Consider the following 19972-nt stretch of genomic DNA (forward strand, 5'->3'; position numbering starts at 1 on the left):
AGATGTTTATAAGAGACAGCAATGGAGACATCCGATGTCCGGTCCGCTCCATCTCGCACTGATCGTTGCAGCGCATCTTGCCTGCATGACACTGCTGGTGATGCTTTCGCTCTAGAGCTCCCGATACGCATAATGGCAATCAGGCAACGAACGGTTTTTGTGATCGAGACACGCCAGCATGCGGCGTTCGCGTTTGAGGCTGCGAGCCTTGCGCAGGCCCGGCAATTGCTGCGGACGCCATGGCTCGCCGCGGCCTTCGAGGCGTTTCATCGTCGACACCGCGAGCCATCGCAGGCGTGCGAGCCCACCGGTATCCGTGCGGCCACCCCCGAGGAAGCCATGCTGTATCGCGACGTCGCTGACGAATTTGCCGACGGCTCTGATCGCTTCCTGCTCGCCGAGTTGCCCGATGAGACCGGCGCTTCCTAGCAAACGCCATTGCTGGGGAGCGCGCTCGGGCTTGACTTATTGGGAGTGCCGCCGGCTCACTCCGTCTTCCATTCGGCATCGAATACGTTGATCGCCTTCGGGATCAGCTTGAGGCGGGTGAAGACATCGGCAATCTTCTGCTGCTCCGCAAGCACCGAAGCGTCCACGCGCCGGGCGCCGAGCTCGGCGCGATTGACCGAGCGCTCGATGATGTCGGCGGGCAGACCGATCTTCGGACTGAGTTCGGCCGCGTATTGCTTGCGGTTGTCCCTGATCCATAGATCGATCTCGTCGATCGCCGTCAGCACGGTGGTCAGCACCTTCGGATTCTCTTCCGCGATCGGCCGCGATGCGATGTAGAAGGAAACATTGGCTGCAAGGCCGCTCGCGTCCGCAATGCTGCGCGCGCCGAGGCCGATTTCCGCCGCGGCATAGTATGGATCCCAGATCACCCAGGCGTCCACCGCGCCGCGTTCGAACGCCGCGCGCGCGTCCGCCGGCGCAAGGTAGACCGGCTCGATATCTTGATAGTTCAAACCGTTGGCTTCCAGCGCGCGCACCAGGAAGTAATTGACGTTCGATCCCTTGTTCAACGCGACGCGCTTCTTCCGCAGATCGGGAATCGTCTTGATCGGGCTGTCCTTCGGCACGATGATCGCCTCGTTTCGGGGCGACGCGGGCTCGTAGCCGGCATAGACGATGTTGGCGCCGGCGGCCTGCGCGAAGATCGGCGGCGCCTCGCCCACCGGACCGAAGTCGGCCGCGCCGATATTCAGGGATTCGAGCAGCTGCGGGCCGGCCTGAAATTCGTTCCAGCTCACCGTCCAGCCGAGCGGCGCCAGTTTCTGCTCAAGGATACCGCGCTCCTTGAGGAAGATCAGATTGCCGCCGCCCTTCTGGAACGCGATGCGAAAGACCTTGTCTCTTGCCTGCGCGGACGGAAGCGCGCTCCAGCCCAGAAGCAAGCCGGCCATCGCCAGCGCAAGACTTCGACCCAGCCAGTTTCGCATGCTCGCTTTCCCCCTCGAAAGACAGTATTGGAGAGGGCAAGCGTGTTTGATTTTGCTGATCGCAGCAATTTCAAAGATAGGCGATTTCCGGTTCAAGCCTTTCACGCAGCATCGGCGCGGCAGAATTTCTTTGACGCCGTCCGCAACGACAACAGGGAGAGCAGCATGCAACTATCGATGAAGGACCGCGTCGCGGTGGTCACCGGCGGCAGCAAGGGCATCGGGATCGCGGTAGCGCGGCGGTTTGCCGAATCCGGTGCCAAGGTCGCGATCCTTGCCCGCGGCGCCGCCGATCTCACAGCGGCGCGCGAAGCGCTCGCCAGGGATGGCCTTGTGGCGCGCGATTACGTCTGCGACGTCGCGAAGGCCGCCGATATCACCAAGGCCCACGACCAGATCGTCGCGGATCTCGGCAAGATCGACGTGCTCGTCAACAACGCCGGCACCGCGCGCACGCTGGCGTTCGAGAGCATCAGCGACGAGGCCTGGCAGGAGGACCTCGACCTGAAACTGTTCGCGGCGATCCGCTTCAGCCGGCTGGTGTGGCCGGGCATGAAGCAGCGCAGATGGGGCCGCATCATCAACGTGCTCAACACCTTCGCCAAGGCGCCGGCCGGCAATTCCGCGCCGACCTCGGTGTCGCGCGCGGCCGGCATGGCGCTGACCAAGGTCATGGCCAATGAAGGCGGCGAGCACAACATCCTGGTGAATGCGCTCCTGGTCGGCCTGATCATGAGCGATCAATGGGTCAAGCGGCATGCTGCCCAGGCGCCGAGCACGGATTTCGGGGAATTCGCCAAGGGTCTTGCCAAGGGCACGCCGCTCGGCCGCATCGGCACGGCGGAGGAGTTCGCCAACCTCGCCTGCTTCCTGGCCTCGGAGCAAGGCTCCTACATCACCGGCACCGCGATCAATGTCGATGGCGGCCGGTCGCCGGTAGTCTAGAGCCATTTCCGTTCCGATGGAATCGGAACGGGGCTCTAGATTCTAGTTTTGACGCGTTTTCTTGACGCGAACCGGTATCCACTTCGCTCGAAAACGCTCTAGAGCCCCGGTCCTGGTTCAACCAGAACCAGGGCTCCAGATTCTGCTTTGGCGCGTTTTCTTCACGCGAACCGGTGTCCACTCGCTGGAAAACGCGGGCTGGCAACCAACGGCAGGAAGCGACGGCTCAAAAGCAAAAGGCCTCCGTCACCGGAGGCCTTCTCGTCTTAAACCGCGTCCTTGGCGGCCTTGACCGGCCGTGCGCGGACGATCTTCCGGGCCGGCTTGGCCTTGAACATCATCTCTTCGCCGGTGAAGGGGTTGGTGCCCTTGCGCGCCTTGGTCGCCGGCTTCTTGACCACAACGAACTTCGCGAAGCCGGGGACGAGGAACACCCCGGCCTTCTTCAGCTCCTTGTGGCCGACATCGACGAGCGAGTCCAAAACGTTCTTGACGTCGCGCTTGGAGAGTTCGGTGGTGGTCGCGATCTTCTCGATCACTTGCGACTTCGACAGTTGGGTAGCCATGGTTGCTCCATTGATTCTGGAGTGGGCACGATATGGCGGAAAACGCCGAGAAAAACAGTGTTTTCTGCACTCCCAACCACAATATCGCTGTGGACAGCCCCCGAATCAGGGGTTTTTCCAGTGTTTTTTCCAGTCAAGGCGCTTCCGACCCCTAAATTTACAGGGTTTGCGCGGCTTCGGCGCTCCCGAAAACGTCCCCTGGAGAGAATCACCAGGCGCATCCCGCGCGGCCCAAGTGCGACAATGCCGCGCGCAATCCGGGTTGCGAGACGCTGCGGCACGCCACTTCAGGTTTCGGAAACGATCCTCCAAAAGGCCGAGCCATTAGAAAATGACTCGGGTTCCCAATCCAAGGTAACATCGGCGAAGCGTGGCCACGACCGATCGGCTGGCCGCCGGATGCAAGCCTTTATGTATGTGCTGGAGACCCGCGTATGGATTTGAGCCGCCTCGAGATCAACCGCCGCACGGCCCTTCTGACCTCGGCCGCGATTGCGGCCAATGTCATCAATCCGATGCGGGCATTCGCGCAGGAAACCCCGCGCAAGGGCGGCGTGTTCAACGTCCATTACGGCGCCGAGCAGCGCCAGCTCAATCCCAGCATCCAGGCCTCGACCGGCGTCTACATCATCGGCGGCAAGATCCAGGAGAACCTGGTCGACCTCGACGCCAACGGCCAGCCGGTCGGCGTGCTCGCCGAGAGCTGGGAGGCGACACCGGACGGCAAGACCGTCACCTTCAAGCTGCGCAAGGGCATCACCTGGCACGACGGCAAGCCGTTCACCTCGGAGGACGTCGCCTTCACCGCGATGAACATGTGGAAGAAGATCCTCAACTACGGATCGACGCTGCAGCTGTTCCTCACATCGGTCGATACGCCCGATCCGCAGACCGCGATTTTCCGCTACGAGCGGCCGATGCCGCTGAACCTGCTGCTCCGCGCCCTGCCCGACCTCGGCTATGTCTCCGCCAAGCATCTCTATGAGAGCGGCGACATCAGGCAGAACCCGACCAATCTGGCGCCGGTCGGCACCGGCCCGTTCAAATTCGTCAAATATGAGCGCGGGCAATACATCATCGCCGACCGCAACCCGGACTACTGGCGGCCGAACGCGCCCTATCTCGACCGCATCGTCTGGAAGGTGATCACCGACCGCGCCGCCGCGGCCGCGCAGATGGAGGCCGGCGAGCTGCACTACAGCCCGTTCTCGGGCCTGACGATCTCGGACATGGCGCGGCTCGGCAAGGACAAGCGCTTCATCGTCCAGACCAAGGGCAATGAGGGCAACGCCCGCACCAACACCATCGAGTTCAACTTCCGCCGCAAGGAACTGGCCGACATCCGGGTCCGCCGCGCCATCGCGCACGCGATCAATGTGCCGTTCTTCATCGAGAATTTCCTGGGCGATTTCGCCAAGCTCGGCACCGGCCCGATCCCGTCGACCTCGACCGACTTCTACCCCGGGCCGAACACGCCGCAATATCCTTATGACAAGGCCAAGGCGATCGCGCTGCTCGACGAGGCCGGTTTCAAGGCCAGTGGCGGCAACCGCTTCGCGCTGAAACTGCTGCCGGCACCGTGGGGCGAGGACATCTCGCTGTGGTCGACCTTCATCCAGCAGTCGCTGGGCGAAGTCGGCATCCAGGTCGACATCGTGCGCAACGACGGCGGCGGCTTCCTCAAGCAGGTCTATGACGAGCACGCCTTCGATCTCGCGACCGGCTGGCACCAGTATCGCAACGACCCCGCTGTCTCGACCACGGTGTGGTACCGCTCCGGCCAGCCCAAGGGCGCGCCGTGGACCAACCAGTGGGGCTGGGAGGACAAGACCGTCGACAAGACCATCGACGATGCCGCTACCGAAGTCGATCCGGCCAAGCGCAAGGCGCTCTATGCCGATTTCGTCAAGGAGGTGAACACCGAGCTGCCGGTCTGGATGCCGATCGAGCAGATCTTCGTCACCGTGATCACGGCCAAGGCGCGCAACCACTCCAACACGCCGCGCTGGGGCTCGACGAGCTGGCACGATCTTTGGCTGAGTGCGTGAGGCGTGGCTCACCCCTCATGGTGAGGAGCGCGAAGCGCGTCTCGAACCATGGGGCCCCGGTGGTGGCCTCATCCTTCGAGACGCTTGCTCCGCAAGCTCCTCAGGATGAGGAATTGGCCGGCGCGGACTGGCCCGTTGAAATCAGTGGCTTGACGAACAGATCGAAATGGCACGACGAAAGTCGTCGCACTCCAACTCCTTATCAGTCACAATAACGCATGCGTATCCTGAGCCTTGCGGGGCGGCGGCTCGCCGCCTCGATCCCGACCCTGTTCCTGATCCTGATCGGCGTGTTCCTGCTGCTGCAGCTCGCGCCGGGCGACACCGTCGATGCGCTGATGGCGCAGATGGGTGGCGGCGATGCCGCGACCGCCGAGGCGCTGCGCAAATTCTACGGGCTGAACCTCTCGGTTCCGGCGCAGCTCGGCAACTATCTGTGGCATCTGGTCCGGCTCGACCTCGGCTTCTCCTCGATCTACGGCAAGCCGGTGGCGACCGTGATCCTGGAACGGCTGCCGCCGACCATCCTGCTGATGACGGCGTCGCTGTCATTCGCGTTCTTCTTTGGTCTCGTGTTCGGCGTGATCGCCGCGCGTGGCGTCAACCGCTGGCCGGACACGATGATCTCCACGCTCGGCCTGATCTTCTACGCCACGCCCTCGTTCTGGTTCGGGCTGATGGCGATCGTGCTGTTCTCCGTCTATCTGCAGTGGCTGCCGCCGGGCGGCTTCGAGGATATCGGCAACGTCCAGACCGGAATCTGGCGCGTGCTGGATATCGCCGCCCATCTGGTGCTGCCGACGCTGACGCTCGGGCTGATCTTCCTCGCGATCTATTTGCGCATCATGCGCGCCTCGATGCTGGAGGTCTTGAACCTCGATTTCGTCCGCACCGCCCGCGCCAAGGGGCTGGACGAGACCCATGTCATCACCCGCCATGTGCTGCGCAACGCGCTGCTGCCGATGGTGACGCTGATCGGATTGCAGGCCGGCACCATGCTCGGCGGCTCGGTCGTGGTGGAGAGCGTGTTCTCCCTGCCCGGCCTCGGCCGCCTTGCCTATGAATCCGTGGTGCAGCGCGATCTCAACACCTTGCTCGGCATCGTCTTCGTGTCCGCCCTGCTCGTCATATCCGTGAACTTCGTCGTCGATCTGCTCTACGCGCGGCTCGATCCGCGCATCGCGGCGGAGGGCTGACGATGGATGCCGTGAAACGCTACTTCCGCAGCCCGGCCGCGGTGATCGGCCTGATCCTGCTGCTGCTTGTCATCGCGATGGCAATCAGCGCGGGTCTCCTCTATCCGCGCGATCCGCTCGCCCTTGCGGGCCGGCCGCTGATTTGGCCGTTCTCCAACCCGCGCTTCCTGCTCGGCACCGACAATTCCGGCCGCGACATCGCCGCCCAGATCTTCTACGGCGCGCGGATCTCGCTGCTGATCGGCGGCGTCGCCACCGTGATCGCGATCCTGATCGGCATCCTGGTCGGCGCCTTCGCCGGCTACTACGGCGGCTGGGTCGACAATGTGCTGATGCGGATCACCGAGGCATTCCAAACCCTACCGAACTTCGTGCTGCTGCTGGTGCTAGTCGCGGTGTTCGGCTCGACCCTGACCACGGTGACGATCGCGGTCGGCGTGGTGTCATGGCCGGCGCCGGCGCGGCTGACCCGCGCCGAGTTCCTGTCGCTGCGCAACCGCGAATTCGTTCAGGCCGGCAAGACGCTCGGCATGAAGGACGTCCAGCTCATTCTCGGCGAAATCCTGCCCAACGCGCTGCCGCCGGTGATCGTCTATGCCAGCGTGGTGATGGCGGTCGCGATCCTCTTGGAAAGCGCGCTCGCCTTCCTGAGGCTGTCCGATCCCAACGTCGCCTCCTGGGGCAATCTGATCGGGCTCGGCCGCGACGTGCTCCGGGTGCAGTGGTACGTCTCGGCGATCCCCGGCATTGCGATCCTCGTCACCGTGCTCGCGGTGTCGCTGGTCGGCCAGGGCCTCAACGACGCGCTCAATCCGAGGCTGAAGAGCCGATGAGCGAGAGCGTCCTTTCCCTCGACGCCCTGACGGTGCGCCTGCCCGAGGGCGCCGACCGGCCGCATGCGCTGTCCGACGTCTCATTGTCGATTGCCTCCAACGAGATCCTCTGCGTGGTCGGCGAGTCCGGCTCCGGCAAGTCGATGATGGCGAACGCCATCATGCGGCTGCTGCCGAACGAGGTGACGATCGAACGGGGCCGGATGATGTTCGACGGCCGCGACCTCTGCGCCGCCGACAGCGCCGAAATGCGCGATGTGCGCGGCGCCGGGATTGCGATGATCTTCCAGGAGCCGATGACCGCGCTCAATCCGCTGCGCACCATCGGCGACCAGATCGGCGAGATGTTTGCGATCCACACCGGCCTGTCGAAGTCCGAGATCAATGCGCGGGTCGAGGCGCTGCTCGAGGACGTCCGCATCCCCGACCCCAAGGCGGCCGCAAAAGCCTATCCGCACGAGCTGTCCGGCGGCCAGCGCCAGCGCGCGATGATCGCAATGGCGCTGGCGCTCGACCCGAAGCTTTTGATCGCGGACGAGCCGACCACCGCGCTCGACGTCACGACGCAAGCCCAGATCCTGAAGCTGATCCGCGATTTGCAGCAGCGCAAGAAGACCGCGGTGCTGTTCATCACGCATGATTTCGGCGTGGTCGCCGAAATCGCCGACCGCGTCGGGGTGATGCAGCACGGCGCGATCGTCGAGCAAGGCACGGCCGATGATGTGCTGAACGATCCGCAGCATGCCTACACGAAACAGCTGATTGCGGCCGTGCCGCCGCTGAAGGCGCCGCTGCCGCGCATCCTGTCCGGCAAGGACATCCTGACCATCGACGGCGTCTCCAAGACCTACCGCACCGGCGGCTTCCTCGGCCGCGGGGCGCGGATCACGGAGGCCGTCAAGAACGTCTCGCTGCACCTGCCGCGCGGCGCGACGCTCGGCATCGTCGGCGAATCCGGTTCGGGCAAATCGACGCTCGCGCGCTGCATCGTGCGGCTGATCGATCCCGACACCGGGTCGATCGTGCTCGACGGCAAGGACTGGGCAAAGCTCGGCCGCGACGATGTCAGGCGCGAGACCCGCCACATCCAGATGGTGTTCCAGGATCCGTTCGCCTCGCTCAATCCGCGCCGCAAGGCGGCCGAGCTGGTGGCGCAGGGACCGATCGTGCACGGCACCGACCGCGCCACCGCGATTGCGGAGGCGCGAAAGCTGTTCGAGCTGGTCGGCCTCGATCCGTCCGCCGGCGATCGCTACCCGCACGAATTCTCCGGCGGCCAGCGGCAGCGCATCGGGCTCGCCCGGGCACTGGCGTTGAAGCCGGACGTGCTGGTTGCGGACGAGCCGGTCTCGGCGCTCGACGTCTCGGTGCAGGCGCAGGTCTTGAAGCTGCTCGCCGGGCTGCGCCAGCAGCTTGGCCTCTCCATCATCTTCATCACCCACGATCTGCGCGTCGCCGCCCAGATCTGCGATCTCGTCGCCGTGATGAAGGATGGCGCCGTGGTCGAGCAAGGGCTGACCGCCGAGGTGTTCGGCAAGCCGCAGCACCCCTATACGCAGGCGCTGCTGTCAGCGATCCCCGGCGGCGCGTTCGCGCGCGAGCACGGCACCGCAACCGTGTAGCCGGGCACGCGCGGCCTACTCCGCCGCTTGTGGCTTGGGCTCCTCCCGCAGCCGGAAGCGCTTCAGCAATCCGGATACCGTGTCGCGGAATCCGCCATATTCCAGCTCTGAATAGGGCAGCATCGCAGCGCCGGACCAGCCCTGGCTGCGCATCTCGATCGCCTTGCGCTGCGCGCGCTGGCGGACCTCGTCCCACGCAAGGTTGTCAAAGAAATCGGTATAGGACTCCGCGAACTTCCCGTCCCGGTCGATCGAGAAGCCGACGCAGGACACGATCGGCAGGCAGTACATCCCCGTCACCGGGGTGTTGAGCGGCACCGGCATGAGCGGCATCACATGCGAGCCGCGCGCATCGCCGCCCACGAAGTGCGCCTTGGCGAAGGGCGAGATGATTTCTTCGGGCGCCGCGAAAATGCCCTGGTTCCTGACGACCGCGACCGGATCATCCTTGCCGGTGTACTTGCCTGCGATGGAGTGAAGGCGCTGCGCCGAAACGGCGGCGGCGACCTCGCCATAGGTTTTCGAGACGATGCGATCAATGCCGAAGCGCTCGTTGTCGCGAAGCAGCGCCGCAATGTGGTAGCCGTCCGCGGGCGCATCGAGTTCGATCACGCTGTCGCCGGCCGTGTTGTCCATATCGATGATATGGAAACGGAAGCCCTTGATCATCGGGGGCAGCATCAGCCCGGCGCAATACATGGGATCGGCAAAAGCCAGATAGAGCGGCAGGTTGTAGGCGCCGGGGCCGCATTTGTCTGCGGCGAACACCATGAAGGACTCCGCGGGTCTCGCGCCCGAGAGGCTGTGGTCGAAGCTGAGTTCGGCGACGGCCGGGCCCGCGCCGCGAACGTTTCCGGAAGGGGCGTCGACGAGAAGATCCTGGCCGGCGCCGTAGAGGCCGGAGGTCTTCGCAACCGCAGTGGCCGCGAGAAACGTCTTCCAGGCGAATTGGTGGACTTCGGAGCTCCCTTCGCCCCGCGTGTGCGTCATGATGATCGCAATATCGTCGCCGGTATGGCGCACGAACCCGTCGATCAGGAGACCGTTGTCGATCGCCTTCGCGACCTCCCCTTCGACAGCCGCCATCATGCGCGCAGATGGTTTCGTGTGGCCCCCAACGGAGCCAATGTCAGCCTTGATGACCGAAATGGTGAGTTTCATGAGCATCCCTCCGACCGCAGCGCAGCGCCTTCGCCTCGGCGCTCGCTGCGCCGGGGGCGACGGCGCGCTCATTTGCGAAAAAGAACGTCGTGTGGTGCGACAGGTTCCCTGCGCAAATTGCTTGCGGAACTATGGCCCTCCGTCACCGCGTGTCGATACGGGCTATCGACGCATCTGGAATAGCTCGTCATGCTCGATGGGGTTACCACCCGCCCTATGAAGCGCGGTTGAGAAAGATCGGCAGGCCCCGCTTGTTGGAATAGAGAGGACGGTAGCGCTCGGTGTTGTACGCGCTTGCGACGTCCAATTTGCGTGGCCCGAGCTTGGCGTCGGGGATCGGCACGAGGTCGTAGCGGCCCTCGACCAGCGCCGACATGAGGCCGGTTTTGCCTTCCAGGATCGCATCGTAAGCCATGTTGCCGAACGTCAGCGCCACAAGCTTGTCGATGAAGTCCGGATCGCCTGACCGCAGGTCGTAGGTGAGGTCAGAGACGATGGTCTCCTCGCCGGTGCGCCGCTTGATCTCGTCCGCGAACGCTTCGGCCACGCTCGCCTTCCTGCGGTGACCGTAGGCGTCAGGCTCGCCGAATTCCTGCACCTTGTAACCCTCCCACTCGGCGCCCTCGCTGAGCACGATCAGCGCGTAGTTGCTTGGGTTGCCGTGCTTGTCATCCAGGAGAAGCTGGATCAGCTTGTCGAGATTGACCTTGTACTCCGGTATGGCGCATCGGATCGAGGTTGCGTATGCGGTATAGAGTGCCGTAAAGCCGGCATCGCGACCGAAGACGCGGAAAATGCCGATACGCTCATGCGAGCCGACGGTGGTGCGCTGGCGCTGGATGGCATCGCTGGCACGGGTGATCGCGGTCGAGAAGCCGATGCAGTATTCGGTGTTGCGAACGTCGTTGTCCATCGTCTTCGGGATGGCAATGATCTTGACGCCTCGCCTGTTGAGCTTGTCCGCGTAGCTGAGAGTATCGTCGCCGCCGATGGCGATCAGATGTTCGATACCGAGCCCCGCGAGGTTCGCGAGCACCTCGTCGGTGAGGTCCCACGTCGCGGTTGCGATGCCACCCTTGGTGCTCCGGGAAACCGGAAAGTCGCGGCCCGCGAGATGATCGGGCAGCTTCTTCATTTTGGAGGGATTGGTGCGGCTCGAGTGCAGCACGGTGCCGCCGCGCCGGTCGATGACGCGCGTGTTTTCGCGGTTCAGCGGGATGATGTAATGGGACTTGCTGGCCGGGTCGTCGAGGTTCAGGTGCGTGAGGGCCTCCCAGCCCCGGCGAAGACCGACAACCTCGATGTCGTCCTCGCTGCCGCGATAAGTCACGCTCTTGATCACCGCGTTAAGGCCGGGGACGTCACCGCCTCCCGTGAGAATACCAATGCGCTTCCTCGCCATGCCCACCTCCCAGGGTTGCTATCTGGCAATAACGCCTGCGTCGCGTCGGGGTTTCCACAACGCTATCCGCCAACGGCGGAATCCTCGTGATCGCGGCACCGGCCGAACCTGCTTGGGCCCCCTTGGGCCCCCACTCTTCCAGCGACGTTCTCCGACCAGTCCCCGCCTCAGGCGGCTTGCCCCTCCATGCCCATTATCTCGCGTGCGTGGCGCGACGTTGCTCCGCGCTTACCGTGAACGGCGCGAGGCGAGGAAATACTCCGCCCATCGCAGCAGCTCGAAACGATCGCCCTTGACCAGTTCCTGTGCATCGCGGCGCCGGTAGAGCACCAGCATCCAGGGCGCGAGCTTGCGCAGCAATCCATGCGCCATGTACTGCACCGGCTCGGAGAACGGCAGCGCCAGCTCGCTTTCCGGGACGCCCTGGGCCGCGCGTGCCAATTCGCGGCCGAGCGGGATCGTCAATGCGACCGCGCGGCCGTTGCAGCCGGTCCAGCCATAGGCGTTCGGACCCAGCCGGTGCATGCGCGGCAGGAAATCCGCGGTCATCCCGACATAGCCGTTCCAGACAAAGTCGAAGGAGACGTCGCCGATCTGCGGCCACAGGCGCTGCAACCGCTCGGTCACCCGTGCCTTCAGCCGCCCGGTCTTGTCGCCGGGGCCGAGCACGGCGCCGCCGGTGACGAGGCGATTGCGGGCGTCGTAACGCGCGAAATACAGTTCGCCATGGGTGTCCGACATCGCTTGCCGGGCGGGGATGATGGTCTTGCGGACATTGTCCGACAGCGGCTGCGTCGCCATCTGCCACGACAGCACCGGCATCACCTCGGTTGCGATCTCCGGCACCAGCGATTTCGCGAACTCGCCGCTATAGGCATTGGTCGCGACCACCAGCGCGCGGCCGGAGATTTCACCCTTCTCCGTCTTCACCACCCAGCGATCGCCGCGGCGCTCGAAACTGAGTGCCGGCGAGCGGGCATAGATCCGCGCACCGAGGCCGAGCACGGTGCGCGCAAGGCCCCGCGCCAGCGCCAGCGGATTGACGTGACCGCCGGTCCTGTTCCAGAAGCCGCCGTACCAGGCATCCGAACCGAGCATGTCGCGGGTCTGATCGCGCGACAGCAACTCGACAGGCGCGCCGAATTTCGACCATTGCTGCACCCGCCGCTCCGCGATCTTGATGCGACCCGGCGAGTGCACCGGCTGCACCCAGCCGGCCTGCTCCTGCTCGGCCTCGATGTTGTAGCGTTTGACGACGTCGAACAGATCAGCGGCACTGTCGCGCAGCATCGCGACGAAGCGCTCGCCGGCCGCGCCGTGTCTCGCGATGATGTCGTCGGGATCGGGACGCGACAGCGTCGGGATCACCTGGCCGTTGTTGCGCCCCGAGGCGCCCCAGCCCGGTTCGGCGGCCTCGACGATCGCGACGTCGACATTGGCCTCGCGCAGATGCAGTGCGGTCGACAAGCCAGTGAAACCGCCGCCGATGACGACGACATCGGCCTGCTGCGCGCCGGTCAGCTCGGGACAATCAGGGCCGGAGGGCGTCACTGCTGCCCAGAGCGAATTGGGCCAGCGCACGGCATTGCTGTTCATCATGATCCTTTCTTGCGGGCGCCCGGTCATTCTGGTTAGCTAACTCTACTCTCCTATTCCAGCCGGGAAGACAACAAGTGGCACTCAAGAACGTCATCGGAATCGATCACGCCGTGGTCATGGTGAAGGACCTCGACAAGGCCGCCGAGAACTACAAGCGGCTCGGCTTCACCGTGTCGCCGCGCGGCACCCATAGCGCGCATATGGGATCGGGCAATTACACCATCATGTTCGACCCCGACTACATGGAATTGCTCGGCGTGCTGACGCCGACCGAACACAATGCGCCGGCGCGCGCCTTCCTCGAGAAGCGCGGCGAAGGCATCGAACGCATTGCGTTCACCGCGGTGGATTCCGCTGCTGGCGCCGAGGAGATTCGCGCGCGCGGCTATGCGCCGATCGGGCCGACCGATTTCGAACGCCCGGTGACCTTGCCTGATGGCACCGTCTCCGCGGCGAAATTCCGCACCTTCCAGTGGCCGACCGCGGAGGCGCCCGGCGGCGTCCGCATCTTCGCCTGCCAGCACAAGACCCGCGAGACGGTGTGGATTCCCGAATTGATGAAGCACGCCAATGGGGCAAAACGCCTCAAGCAGGTGCTGATCGTCTCGCCCGATCCCGCAGCCGATGCCGCGCATCTCTCCAGGATGATCGACGTCGCCGTCAGGAACGACGCCGACGGTGCGGTTGCGGTGCCGTCCGGCGGCGACCGCGCCGACTTCGTGTTCCTGACCAGGGATCAGCTCGGCAAGCGTTATCCCGGCGTATCGCTGGATGGCCTGTCCGACCGCGGCGGCGCCGGCCTCGTGATCGCGGCCGACCTTGCCGCGACCGAGAAAGCGCTGGGCTCAGCCGGCGTGAAGAGCGGCAACAGCATCACCGTGCCGCCGGCTTCCGGCAACGGCACCCTGCTCGCTTTCGTCAAGGCATAGCTGCCATACCATGCGCGGCGCAGCGTTATGCAACGGCGCCGCGCATGTGGGACTAGGCACAGAAAGTTGAGGCGCTAGTATCTCTCCCAAACAAGAACCGTCCAGGGAGAGAAACATGTCGCATCACCTGATCTCGCGCCGGCAGATGCTGGCCGGCACCGCGGCCGCCGGCGCGGTTGGACTGACCAGATTTCCAGCCCGCGCCGACATCAACTGGAAGAAATATTCCGGCACCACACTCGAGGTGATCCTCGCCAAGGGGCCGCGCGGCGACAATCTGCAGAAATACATCAAGGAATTTACCGAGCTCACCGGCATCAAGGTCGAGTCGGAGCAGATTCCCGAGCAGCAGCAGCGCCAGAAATGCGTGATCGAGCTGTCCTCGGGCAAGCCGAGCTTCGACGTCGTGCATCTGAGCTATCACGTGCAGAAGCGGCAGTTCGAGAAGGCCGGCTGGCTCGCCGACATGTCGGGCTACCTCAAGGATCCGAGCATGACGCCGCCGGACCTCGTCGAGAGCGATTTCTCGGCGGCCGGCCTTCAATATGCGCGCAACGACAAGGGCCAGATGCTGTCGCTGCCGTGGTCGGTCGACTATTTCATCCTCTACTACAACAAGGAGCTGTTCCAGAAGAAGGGCGTCGAGGTCCCGAAGACGCTGGAGGAGATGGCAATCGCGGCCGAGAAGCTGACCGATCCGAAGGAAGGCATCTACGGCTTTGTCGGCCGCGGCCTGCGCAACGCCAACATGGCGATGTGGACCAACTTCTATCTGAACTATGGCGGCGAGTTCCTCGATGCCAAGGGCAACATCCTGACCGACGGCCCCGAGGCGATCGAGGCCACCAAGCTCTATCAGCGCCTGCTGACAAAATGCGCGCCTCCCGGCGTCGCCGGCTTCAACTGGATGGAGTCGATGGCCTCCTTCACGCAAGGCCGCTCGGCGATGTGGATCGACGCCGACGGCTGGGCGCCACCGCTGGAAGACCCCGCCGCCTCGCGCGTCGTCGGCAAGGTCGGCTACACGCTGGTGCCCGCCGGCCCCAAGGGCAAGTTCTCCTCGACCTATGGCGACGGCGTCGGCATCGCCGCCGCGAGCAAGAACAAGGAAGCCGCCTATCTGCTCTGCCAATGGGTGGTCTCGCGCGGCCAGGGCGCGCGCCTGCTGCAGGCCGGCGGCGGCGTGCCGTTCCGCAACTCCATCGTCGACGATGCCGAGGTCGCCAAGGGCGTGAAGACCAAGGAATGGCTGCAGTCGGTGGTTGATTCCGCCAAGATCTCGAAGCTCGGCCTGCCCGTCATCATCCCGGTCGCCGAATTCCGCGACATCGTCGGTGCGGCGCTGACCGCGACGCTGTCGGGCGCCGATCCCGCCACCGAGCTGAAGAAGGCGCACGAGCAATTCCGCCCGATCCTGGAGCGTAGCGAAAAAGCGTGAGCGTGGTGACACAGACTGAGCCGGCGGCGGCCAGCAAAGCGTTTTCAAGCGAAGTGGGTACCGGTTCGCGTGAAGAAAACGCGTCAAAGCAAGAGTCCAGAGCCGCAGGCTCTGGAGAGGCCGCCCCGGCGCGTGAATGGCGTCCGCCGTCCTATTGGCCGTTCGTGATCCCGGCGCTGGTCGTGGTGCTGGCGGTGATCATCTTTCCGTGGGTGTTCACGATCTGGATGAGCCTGCAGGAATGGAAGGTCGGCTCGCCGACCGTGTTCGTCGGCCTCGCCAACTATTTGCGGCTGCCGACCGATCCGCGCTTCGTCGAGGCGGTCGGGCACACGCTGTCCTACACGGCGCTGTCGGTCGTACTGCCGCTGGTGTTCGGCACGCTGGCGGCGGTGGTGTTCCATCAGAAATTCGCGGCACGCGGCTTCCTGCGCGGCATCTTCATCATGCCGATGATGGCGACCCCGGTGGCGATCGCGCTGGTGTGGACCATGATGTTCCACCCGCAGCTCGGCGTCTTGAACTATCTGCTGTCGCTGGTCGGGCTGCCGCCGCAGCTCTGGGTGTTCAACCCCGCGACGGTGATCCCCTCGCTGGTGCTGGTCGAGACCTGGCAATGGACGCCGCTGGTGATGCTGATCGTGCTCGGCGGCCTCGCCGCGATCCCGACCGAACCCTATGAGAGCGCGCAGATCGACGGTGCCAATTTCTGGCAGGTGTTCCGCTTCATCACGCTCCCCTTGATCATGCCGTTCCTGTTCATCGCCGGCATGATCCGGATGATCGATGCGGTGAAGAGCTTCGACATCATCTTCGCGATCACGCAAGGAGGACCGGGCTCGGCGTCGGAGACCATCAACGTCTATCTCTACAGCGTGGCCTTCGTCTATTACGACCTCGGCTACGGCTCGGCGATCGCGGTGGTGTTCTTCCTCCTGATCGTGGCGCTCGCCGCGCTGCTGCTTTACTTGCGCAAGCGCCTGCTGTGGACCTCGGAGCTCGGGGGCGAGGCATGAACCCGCGTCAGATTCTCGGACGGATCGGACTGTGGCTGTCGGTGTTCGTCATCGTCTCGCCGGCGATCCTGTTCTTCCTCTGGATGGCCTCGCTGTCGCTCAAATTCGAGATCGACAACGCCTCCTACCCGCCGGTGTTCTTTCCGGAGCACATCGCCTGGAAGAACTATGCCGACGTGTTCGCCTCCAACCGCTTCCTGACCTATTTCAGCAACAGCCTTGTGGTCACCGGCTGCGCCACGGGCCTTGCGATGCTGGTCGGCGTGCCCGCCGGCTACGGCATTGCACGGATGGCCGCGCATAAATCGGCGATCGTGATCCTGATCGCGCGCATCACGCCCGGCCTGTCCTACCTGATCCCGTTGTTCCTGCTGTTCCAGTGGCTCGGCCTGCTCGGCACGCTGGTGCCGCAGATCATCATCCACCTCGTGGTCACAGTGCCGATCGTGATCTGGATCATGATCGGCTATTTCGAGACCACGCCGCTGGAGCTGGAGGAAGCCGCGCTGATCGACGGCGCGACGCGCTGGCAGGTGTTCCGCCATGTCGCGCTGCCGATCGCCAAGCCCGGCCTCGCGGTCGCCTTCATCCTCGCGGTGATCTTCTCCTGGAACAATTTCGTGTTCGGCATCGTGCTGGCCGGGCGCGAGACCCGCACGCTGCCGGTCGCGGTCTACAACATGATCTCGTTCGACCAGCTGAGCTGGGGCCCGCTCGCCGCCGCCGCATTGATCGTGACCGCGCCGGTGCTGCTGCTCACCGTGATGGCGCAGCGGCAGATCGTCGCCGGGCTCACCGCGGGCGCGGTGAAAGGCGGCTAGAGCGCGTACCCGTCAATCCGCCCGCCGAATGACGCCTGCGTTACCGTCAGAAGCGGACAAACGACACGCGCTCGGTCATGTCGGCTGCGGCCAATAGCAGAAGCCGACGGCACCCGGCTCCATTACGTCTGAGGACACTGAAATCTACATCTTGTCGATGATCGACGAACCACCAACTTCGGACGCGCTATCTTTGGCAGCGGCCGCGACAATCGCGGGGATTACGTCCTCGGCATGATCAACGATAATGGGTTGAAGCAGGTGGTCCCTATGAAGGAAACCTGCGCTGCGTATGTGGTCCAGCATTGCCATCATCGGCGCCCAAAAACCTTTGATGTTCACCAGGACCATCGGCTTACGGTGCTGCCCAAGCTGGGCCCAAGTCATGATTTCCACGATTTCTTCGACGGTACCGATGCCACCCGGAAGTGCCACGAAGGCATCAGAACGCTCGAACATTCTGTGTTTGCGCTCGTGCATGGTGTCTGTGATCGTCAAGTCTTCGAACATCTTGAGCGCATCAGTCGTCGTTTCCCAGTTCGTGAGAAATCTCGGAATGATGGCGCCGACCTTGCCGCCGTTGTTCAGTGTGCCGCGAGCGACCGCGCCCATCACACCATGGGTTCCGCCGCCGTAGATCAGCGTTAATCCCGATGCTGCAAGAGCGTGTCCCAATCGTTCGCCTGCCTCGACATAGGCAACGTCGTGACCAGGCGAGGAGCCGCAATAGACGCAGACTGCTTTGATCGTGCTCATGTGCAGGATAAACGCGATGCACGGCCATAGCGTCAAGCTTGTTGTGCTCGCCAGAGTCCGCTTTGGGTCACAAAGGCGATATCCCTGACGTCGGGTCGCGTGTCTGCTTCGCCCCTGAGTAAGCCTTGTAGCCCGGATGAAGCGCAGCGTAATCCGGGATTCTGGGCCTGCGTGAAGACCGGTCCCGGATTTCGCTTCGCTGCATCCGGGCTACGGAGTCTTCTCTTTCCCACACGCGTGAGAGGGAGCCCGGTGCCTTCGCGGTCGCATGCTCTACGCAGCGAGCGCCTCCAGCACCGCGGCTGAATCGGTGACCCAGCCGAAGATGCCGCCCTGGGCCTTGATCATCTTCAGGCCCATCTCGTGGAATTCCGGGAAGTAGGACGCGCAGCCGTCTGAGATCACGACGCAACGGTAGCCGCGGTCGTTGGCCTCGCGCACCGTGGTGTTGACGCAGACCTCGGTGGTGACGCCGCAGACCAGCAGATTCTCGATGCCGTATTTCTGCAGGATGTCGCCGAATTCGGTGGCGTAGAACGCGCCCTTGCCGGGCTTGTCGATCACGATCTCGCTGCCCTGCGGATAGAGCTCGGGGATGATGTCGTGGCCGGCCTCGCCGCGGATCAGGATTCGTCCCATCGGTCCGGGATCGCCGATCCGAAGCGACGGCGCGCCGCGCTCGACCTTCGCTGGCGGCGCGTCGGAGAGATCGGGCAGATGGCCCTCCCGGGTATGGACCACGAGCAGCCCGGCGTCGCGCACGGCGGCGAGCACCGCGGCGATCGGCTTCACCGCGCGGGCGAGCCGGCTGACGTCATTGCCGAGCGTCTCGCCGAAACCGCCGGGCTCCATGAAATCGCGCTGCATGTCGATGATGACGAGCGCGGTCCTGCTCCAGTCGAGCGTGATCGGCGCCGGCTCCGCCGCGATCGTCCCGCTTGAATTCGCCATGACGCATGCCCCGAATGCGAGAAAACCTGCTTTTTATTAAGCAAACCGCGTGCCATTGCGCAATGATGCGGCGCATCGCGGCGATCCCGATCAGCATGTGACCGTACGCTGCATTTGCGCATTCTGCGATCTTGCTGGCATGATCGTTGCTAGCTGGGAGCCCGACCGAACGAACATCATCGTTCGCGAAATGACAGCCCATTTCAGACAGGCGGGAGGACAGGCATGAATGGACTTGGCGGTCTCAACAAGTCACCCAATGGCGTGGTGATCGGACTGGTGCAGCTGCAGTTGCCTGTGGTTGCGACAAGGTCCGACCTGGCACGGCAGACGGAGCGCATCGTATGGATGGTCGGCAAGGCGCGGCGCAACCTCGGAACCATGGACCTTGTCGTGTTCCCCGAATACTCGCTGCACGGCCTCTCGATGGATACCAATCCGGAGATCATGTGCCGGCTCGACGGGCCTGAAGTCGCGGCTTTCAAGCGGGCCTGCATTGAGAACAAGATCTGGGGCTGCTTCTCCATCATGGAGTTCAACCCGCACGGCAACCCCTATAATTCAGGGCTGATCATCGACGATCACGGCGATATCAAGCTGTACTACCGCAAATTCCATCCCTGGATTCCGGTCGAGCCGTGGGAGCCGGGCAACATCGGCATTCCCGTGATCGATGGACCGAAAGGCGCCAAGATCGCGCTGATCATCTGCCATGACGGCATGTTCCCGGAAATGGCGCGGGAATGCGCCTACAAGGGCGCGGAGATCATGATCCGCACCGCAGGCTACACCGCGCCGATCCGCGACAGCTGGCGCTTCACCAACCAGGCCAATGCGTTCCAGAACCTGATGGTCACGGCCAATGTCTGCATGTGCGGCTCGGATGGCTCGTTCGACTCGATGGGCGAAGGCATGATCGTCAACTTCGACGGCAGCATCATCGCGCACGGCACCACGGGACGGGCCGACGAGATCATCACCGCCGAGGTGCGGCCCGACCTCGTGCGCGAGGCGCGGATCAACTGGGGCGTCGAGAACAACATCTATCAGCTCTGGCACCGCGGCTATGTCGCGGTGAAAGGCGGCGCGATGGATTGCCCCTACACGTTCATGCAGGACATGGTGTCCGGCCGCTTCCGCCTGCCCTGGGAAGATCAGGTCAAGATCACCGACGGCACGTCCTGCGGCTTTCCCGCACCGACACGGATGTTCGGCAAGACCGCGAAGGCCGCCGAGTAGCCGGCCCTTTG

The 19972-nt window shown here is 64.0% G+C and carries 18 protein-coding genes; 11 read left to right on the forward strand and 7 right to left on the reverse strand.

Annotated features, from left to right (window positions below; genetic code table 11):
* Positions 1-159: 159 nt before the first annotated feature.
* Positions 160-429, forward strand: a complete 270-nt coding sequence (locus AC1VNY_RS32760) for a hypothetical protein (RefSeq protein WP_482408265.1) — start codon at positions 160-162, stop codon at positions 427-429.
* 56 nt (positions 430-485) lie between these two features.
* Here AC1VNY_RS32760 and AC1VNY_RS32765 read toward each other — a convergent pair whose 3' ends face one another.
* Positions 486-1439, reverse strand: coding sequence for a sulfonate ABC transporter substrate-binding protein (locus tag AC1VNY_RS32765; protein WP_482408266.1), 954 nt, complete (start codon positions 1437-1439; stop codon positions 486-488).
* A 165-nt stretch (positions 1440-1604) separates the two neighbouring features.
* Between AC1VNY_RS32765 and AC1VNY_RS32770 the strand changes: the two genes are divergently transcribed.
* Entirely contained in the window at positions 1605-2384 is a 780-nt protein-coding gene (locus AC1VNY_RS32770) for an SDR family oxidoreductase (RefSeq protein WP_482408267.1), read from the forward strand.
* 266 nt (positions 2385-2650) lie between these two features.
* Here the strand turns inward: AC1VNY_RS32770 and AC1VNY_RS32775 are convergent, their stop codons facing one another.
* Positions 2651-2950 carry an HU family DNA-binding protein gene (locus AC1VNY_RS32775; protein ID WP_021077434.1) on the reverse strand — a complete coding sequence of 100 codons (300 nt, stop codon included), beginning with the start codon at positions 2948-2950 and terminating at the stop codon, positions 2651-2653.
* Positions 2951-3384: 434 nt separating this feature from the next.
* Here AC1VNY_RS32775 and AC1VNY_RS32780 point away from each other — a divergent pair, with 434 nt between their 5' ends.
* The 4 genes from AC1VNY_RS32780 to AC1VNY_RS32795 all read left to right on the forward strand — a co-directional run bounded on the left by AC1VNY_RS32780 (position 3385) and on the right by AC1VNY_RS32795 (position 8649).
* Positions 3385-4998 (forward strand): ABC transporter substrate-binding protein, encoded by a 1614-nt coding sequence (locus AC1VNY_RS32780; RefSeq protein ID WP_482408268.1) that lies wholly within the window; start codon positions 3385-3387, stop codon positions 4996-4998.
* A 218-nt stretch (positions 4999-5216) separates the two neighbouring features.
* Positions 5217-6194 (forward strand): ABC transporter permease, encoded by a 978-nt coding sequence (locus AC1VNY_RS32785; protein WP_304499138.1) that lies wholly within the window; start codon positions 5217-5219, stop codon positions 6192-6194.
* Between the two features lie 2 nt (positions 6195-6196).
* On the forward strand, positions 6197-7027 hold the full coding sequence (locus AC1VNY_RS32790; protein ID WP_016843116.1) for an ABC transporter permease: 831 nt from the start codon (positions 6197-6199) through the stop codon (positions 7025-7027).
* Positions 7024-8649: an ABC transporter ATP-binding protein gene (locus AC1VNY_RS32795; RefSeq protein WP_482408269.1), complete on the forward strand. Its 1626-nt coding sequence runs from the start codon at positions 7024-7026 to the stop codon at positions 8647-8649. Before AC1VNY_RS32790 ends, AC1VNY_RS32795 begins: the two co-directional genes overlap by 4 nt.
* Before the next feature lie 15 nt (positions 8650-8664).
* On the opposite strand, the gene AC1VNY_RS32800 is transcribed toward AC1VNY_RS32795, so the two are convergent.
* From AC1VNY_RS32800 to AC1VNY_RS32810, 3 genes are all read right to left on the reverse strand, one after another.
* Complete coding sequence (locus AC1VNY_RS32800; RefSeq protein ID WP_482408270.1) at positions 8665-9882, reverse strand: fructose 1,6-bisphosphatase; 1218 nt, start codon at positions 9880-9882, stop codon at positions 8665-8667.
* A 142-nt stretch (positions 9883-10024) separates the two neighbouring features.
* Positions 10025-11212 (reverse strand): 6-phosphofructokinase, encoded by a 1188-nt coding sequence (locus AC1VNY_RS32805; protein ID WP_482408271.1) that lies wholly within the window; start codon positions 11210-11212, stop codon positions 10025-10027.
* Positions 11213-11440: 228 nt separating this feature from the next.
* Positions 11441-12808 (reverse strand): NAD(P)/FAD-dependent oxidoreductase, encoded by a 1368-nt coding sequence (locus tag AC1VNY_RS32810; protein WP_482408306.1) that lies wholly within the window; start codon positions 12806-12808, stop codon positions 11441-11443.
* Positions 12809-12885: 77 nt separating this feature from the next.
* Here AC1VNY_RS32810 and AC1VNY_RS32815 point away from each other — a divergent pair, with 77 nt between their 5' ends.
* From AC1VNY_RS32815 to AC1VNY_RS32830, 4 genes are all read left to right on the forward strand, one after another.
* Positions 12886-13740, forward strand: a complete 855-nt coding sequence (locus AC1VNY_RS32815; protein ID WP_482408272.1) for a VOC family protein — start codon at positions 12886-12888, stop codon at positions 13738-13740.
* A gap of 115 nt (positions 13741-13855) precedes the next feature.
* Positions 13856-15178, forward strand: coding sequence for an ABC transporter substrate-binding protein (locus tag AC1VNY_RS32820; protein WP_482408273.1), 1323 nt, complete (start codon positions 13856-13858; stop codon positions 15176-15178).
* 53 nt (positions 15179-15231) lie between these two features.
* The gene (locus AC1VNY_RS32825) at positions 15232-16194 is read left to right on the forward strand and encodes a carbohydrate ABC transporter permease (protein ID WP_411780077.1); all 963 of its coding nucleotides are present in this window, start codon (positions 15232-15234) and stop codon (positions 16192-16194) included.
* Complete coding sequence (locus AC1VNY_RS32830; protein ID WP_038383999.1) at positions 16191-17015, forward strand: carbohydrate ABC transporter permease; 825 nt, start codon at positions 16191-16193, stop codon at positions 17013-17015. The genes AC1VNY_RS32825 and AC1VNY_RS32830 overlap by 4 nt, the downstream gene beginning before the upstream one ends.
* A gap of 144 nt (positions 17016-17159) precedes the next feature.
* Here AC1VNY_RS32830 and AC1VNY_RS32835 read toward each other — a convergent pair whose 3' ends face one another.
* Together AC1VNY_RS32835 and AC1VNY_RS32840 are read right to left on the reverse strand one after the other, a co-directional pair.
* Entirely contained in the window at positions 17160-17771 is a 612-nt protein-coding gene (locus AC1VNY_RS32835; protein WP_482408274.1) for an LOG family protein, read from the reverse strand.
* A gap of 273 nt (positions 17772-18044) precedes the next feature.
* On the reverse strand, positions 18045-18722 hold the full coding sequence (locus AC1VNY_RS32840) for a cysteine hydrolase family protein (RefSeq protein ID WP_482408275.1): 678 nt from the start codon (positions 18720-18722) through the stop codon (positions 18045-18047).
* Between the two features lie 225 nt (positions 18723-18947).
* Here AC1VNY_RS32840 and AC1VNY_RS32845 point away from each other — a divergent pair, with 225 nt between their 5' ends.
* Positions 18948-19961 carry a formamidase gene (locus AC1VNY_RS32845; protein ID WP_028339439.1) on the forward strand — a complete coding sequence of 338 codons (1014 nt, stop codon included), beginning with the start codon at positions 18948-18950 and terminating at the stop codon, positions 19959-19961.
* The last annotated feature ends 11 nt before the right edge of the window (positions 19962-19972 follow it).

The sequence above is a fragment of the Bradyrhizobium ferriligni genome, assembly GCF_056837965.1.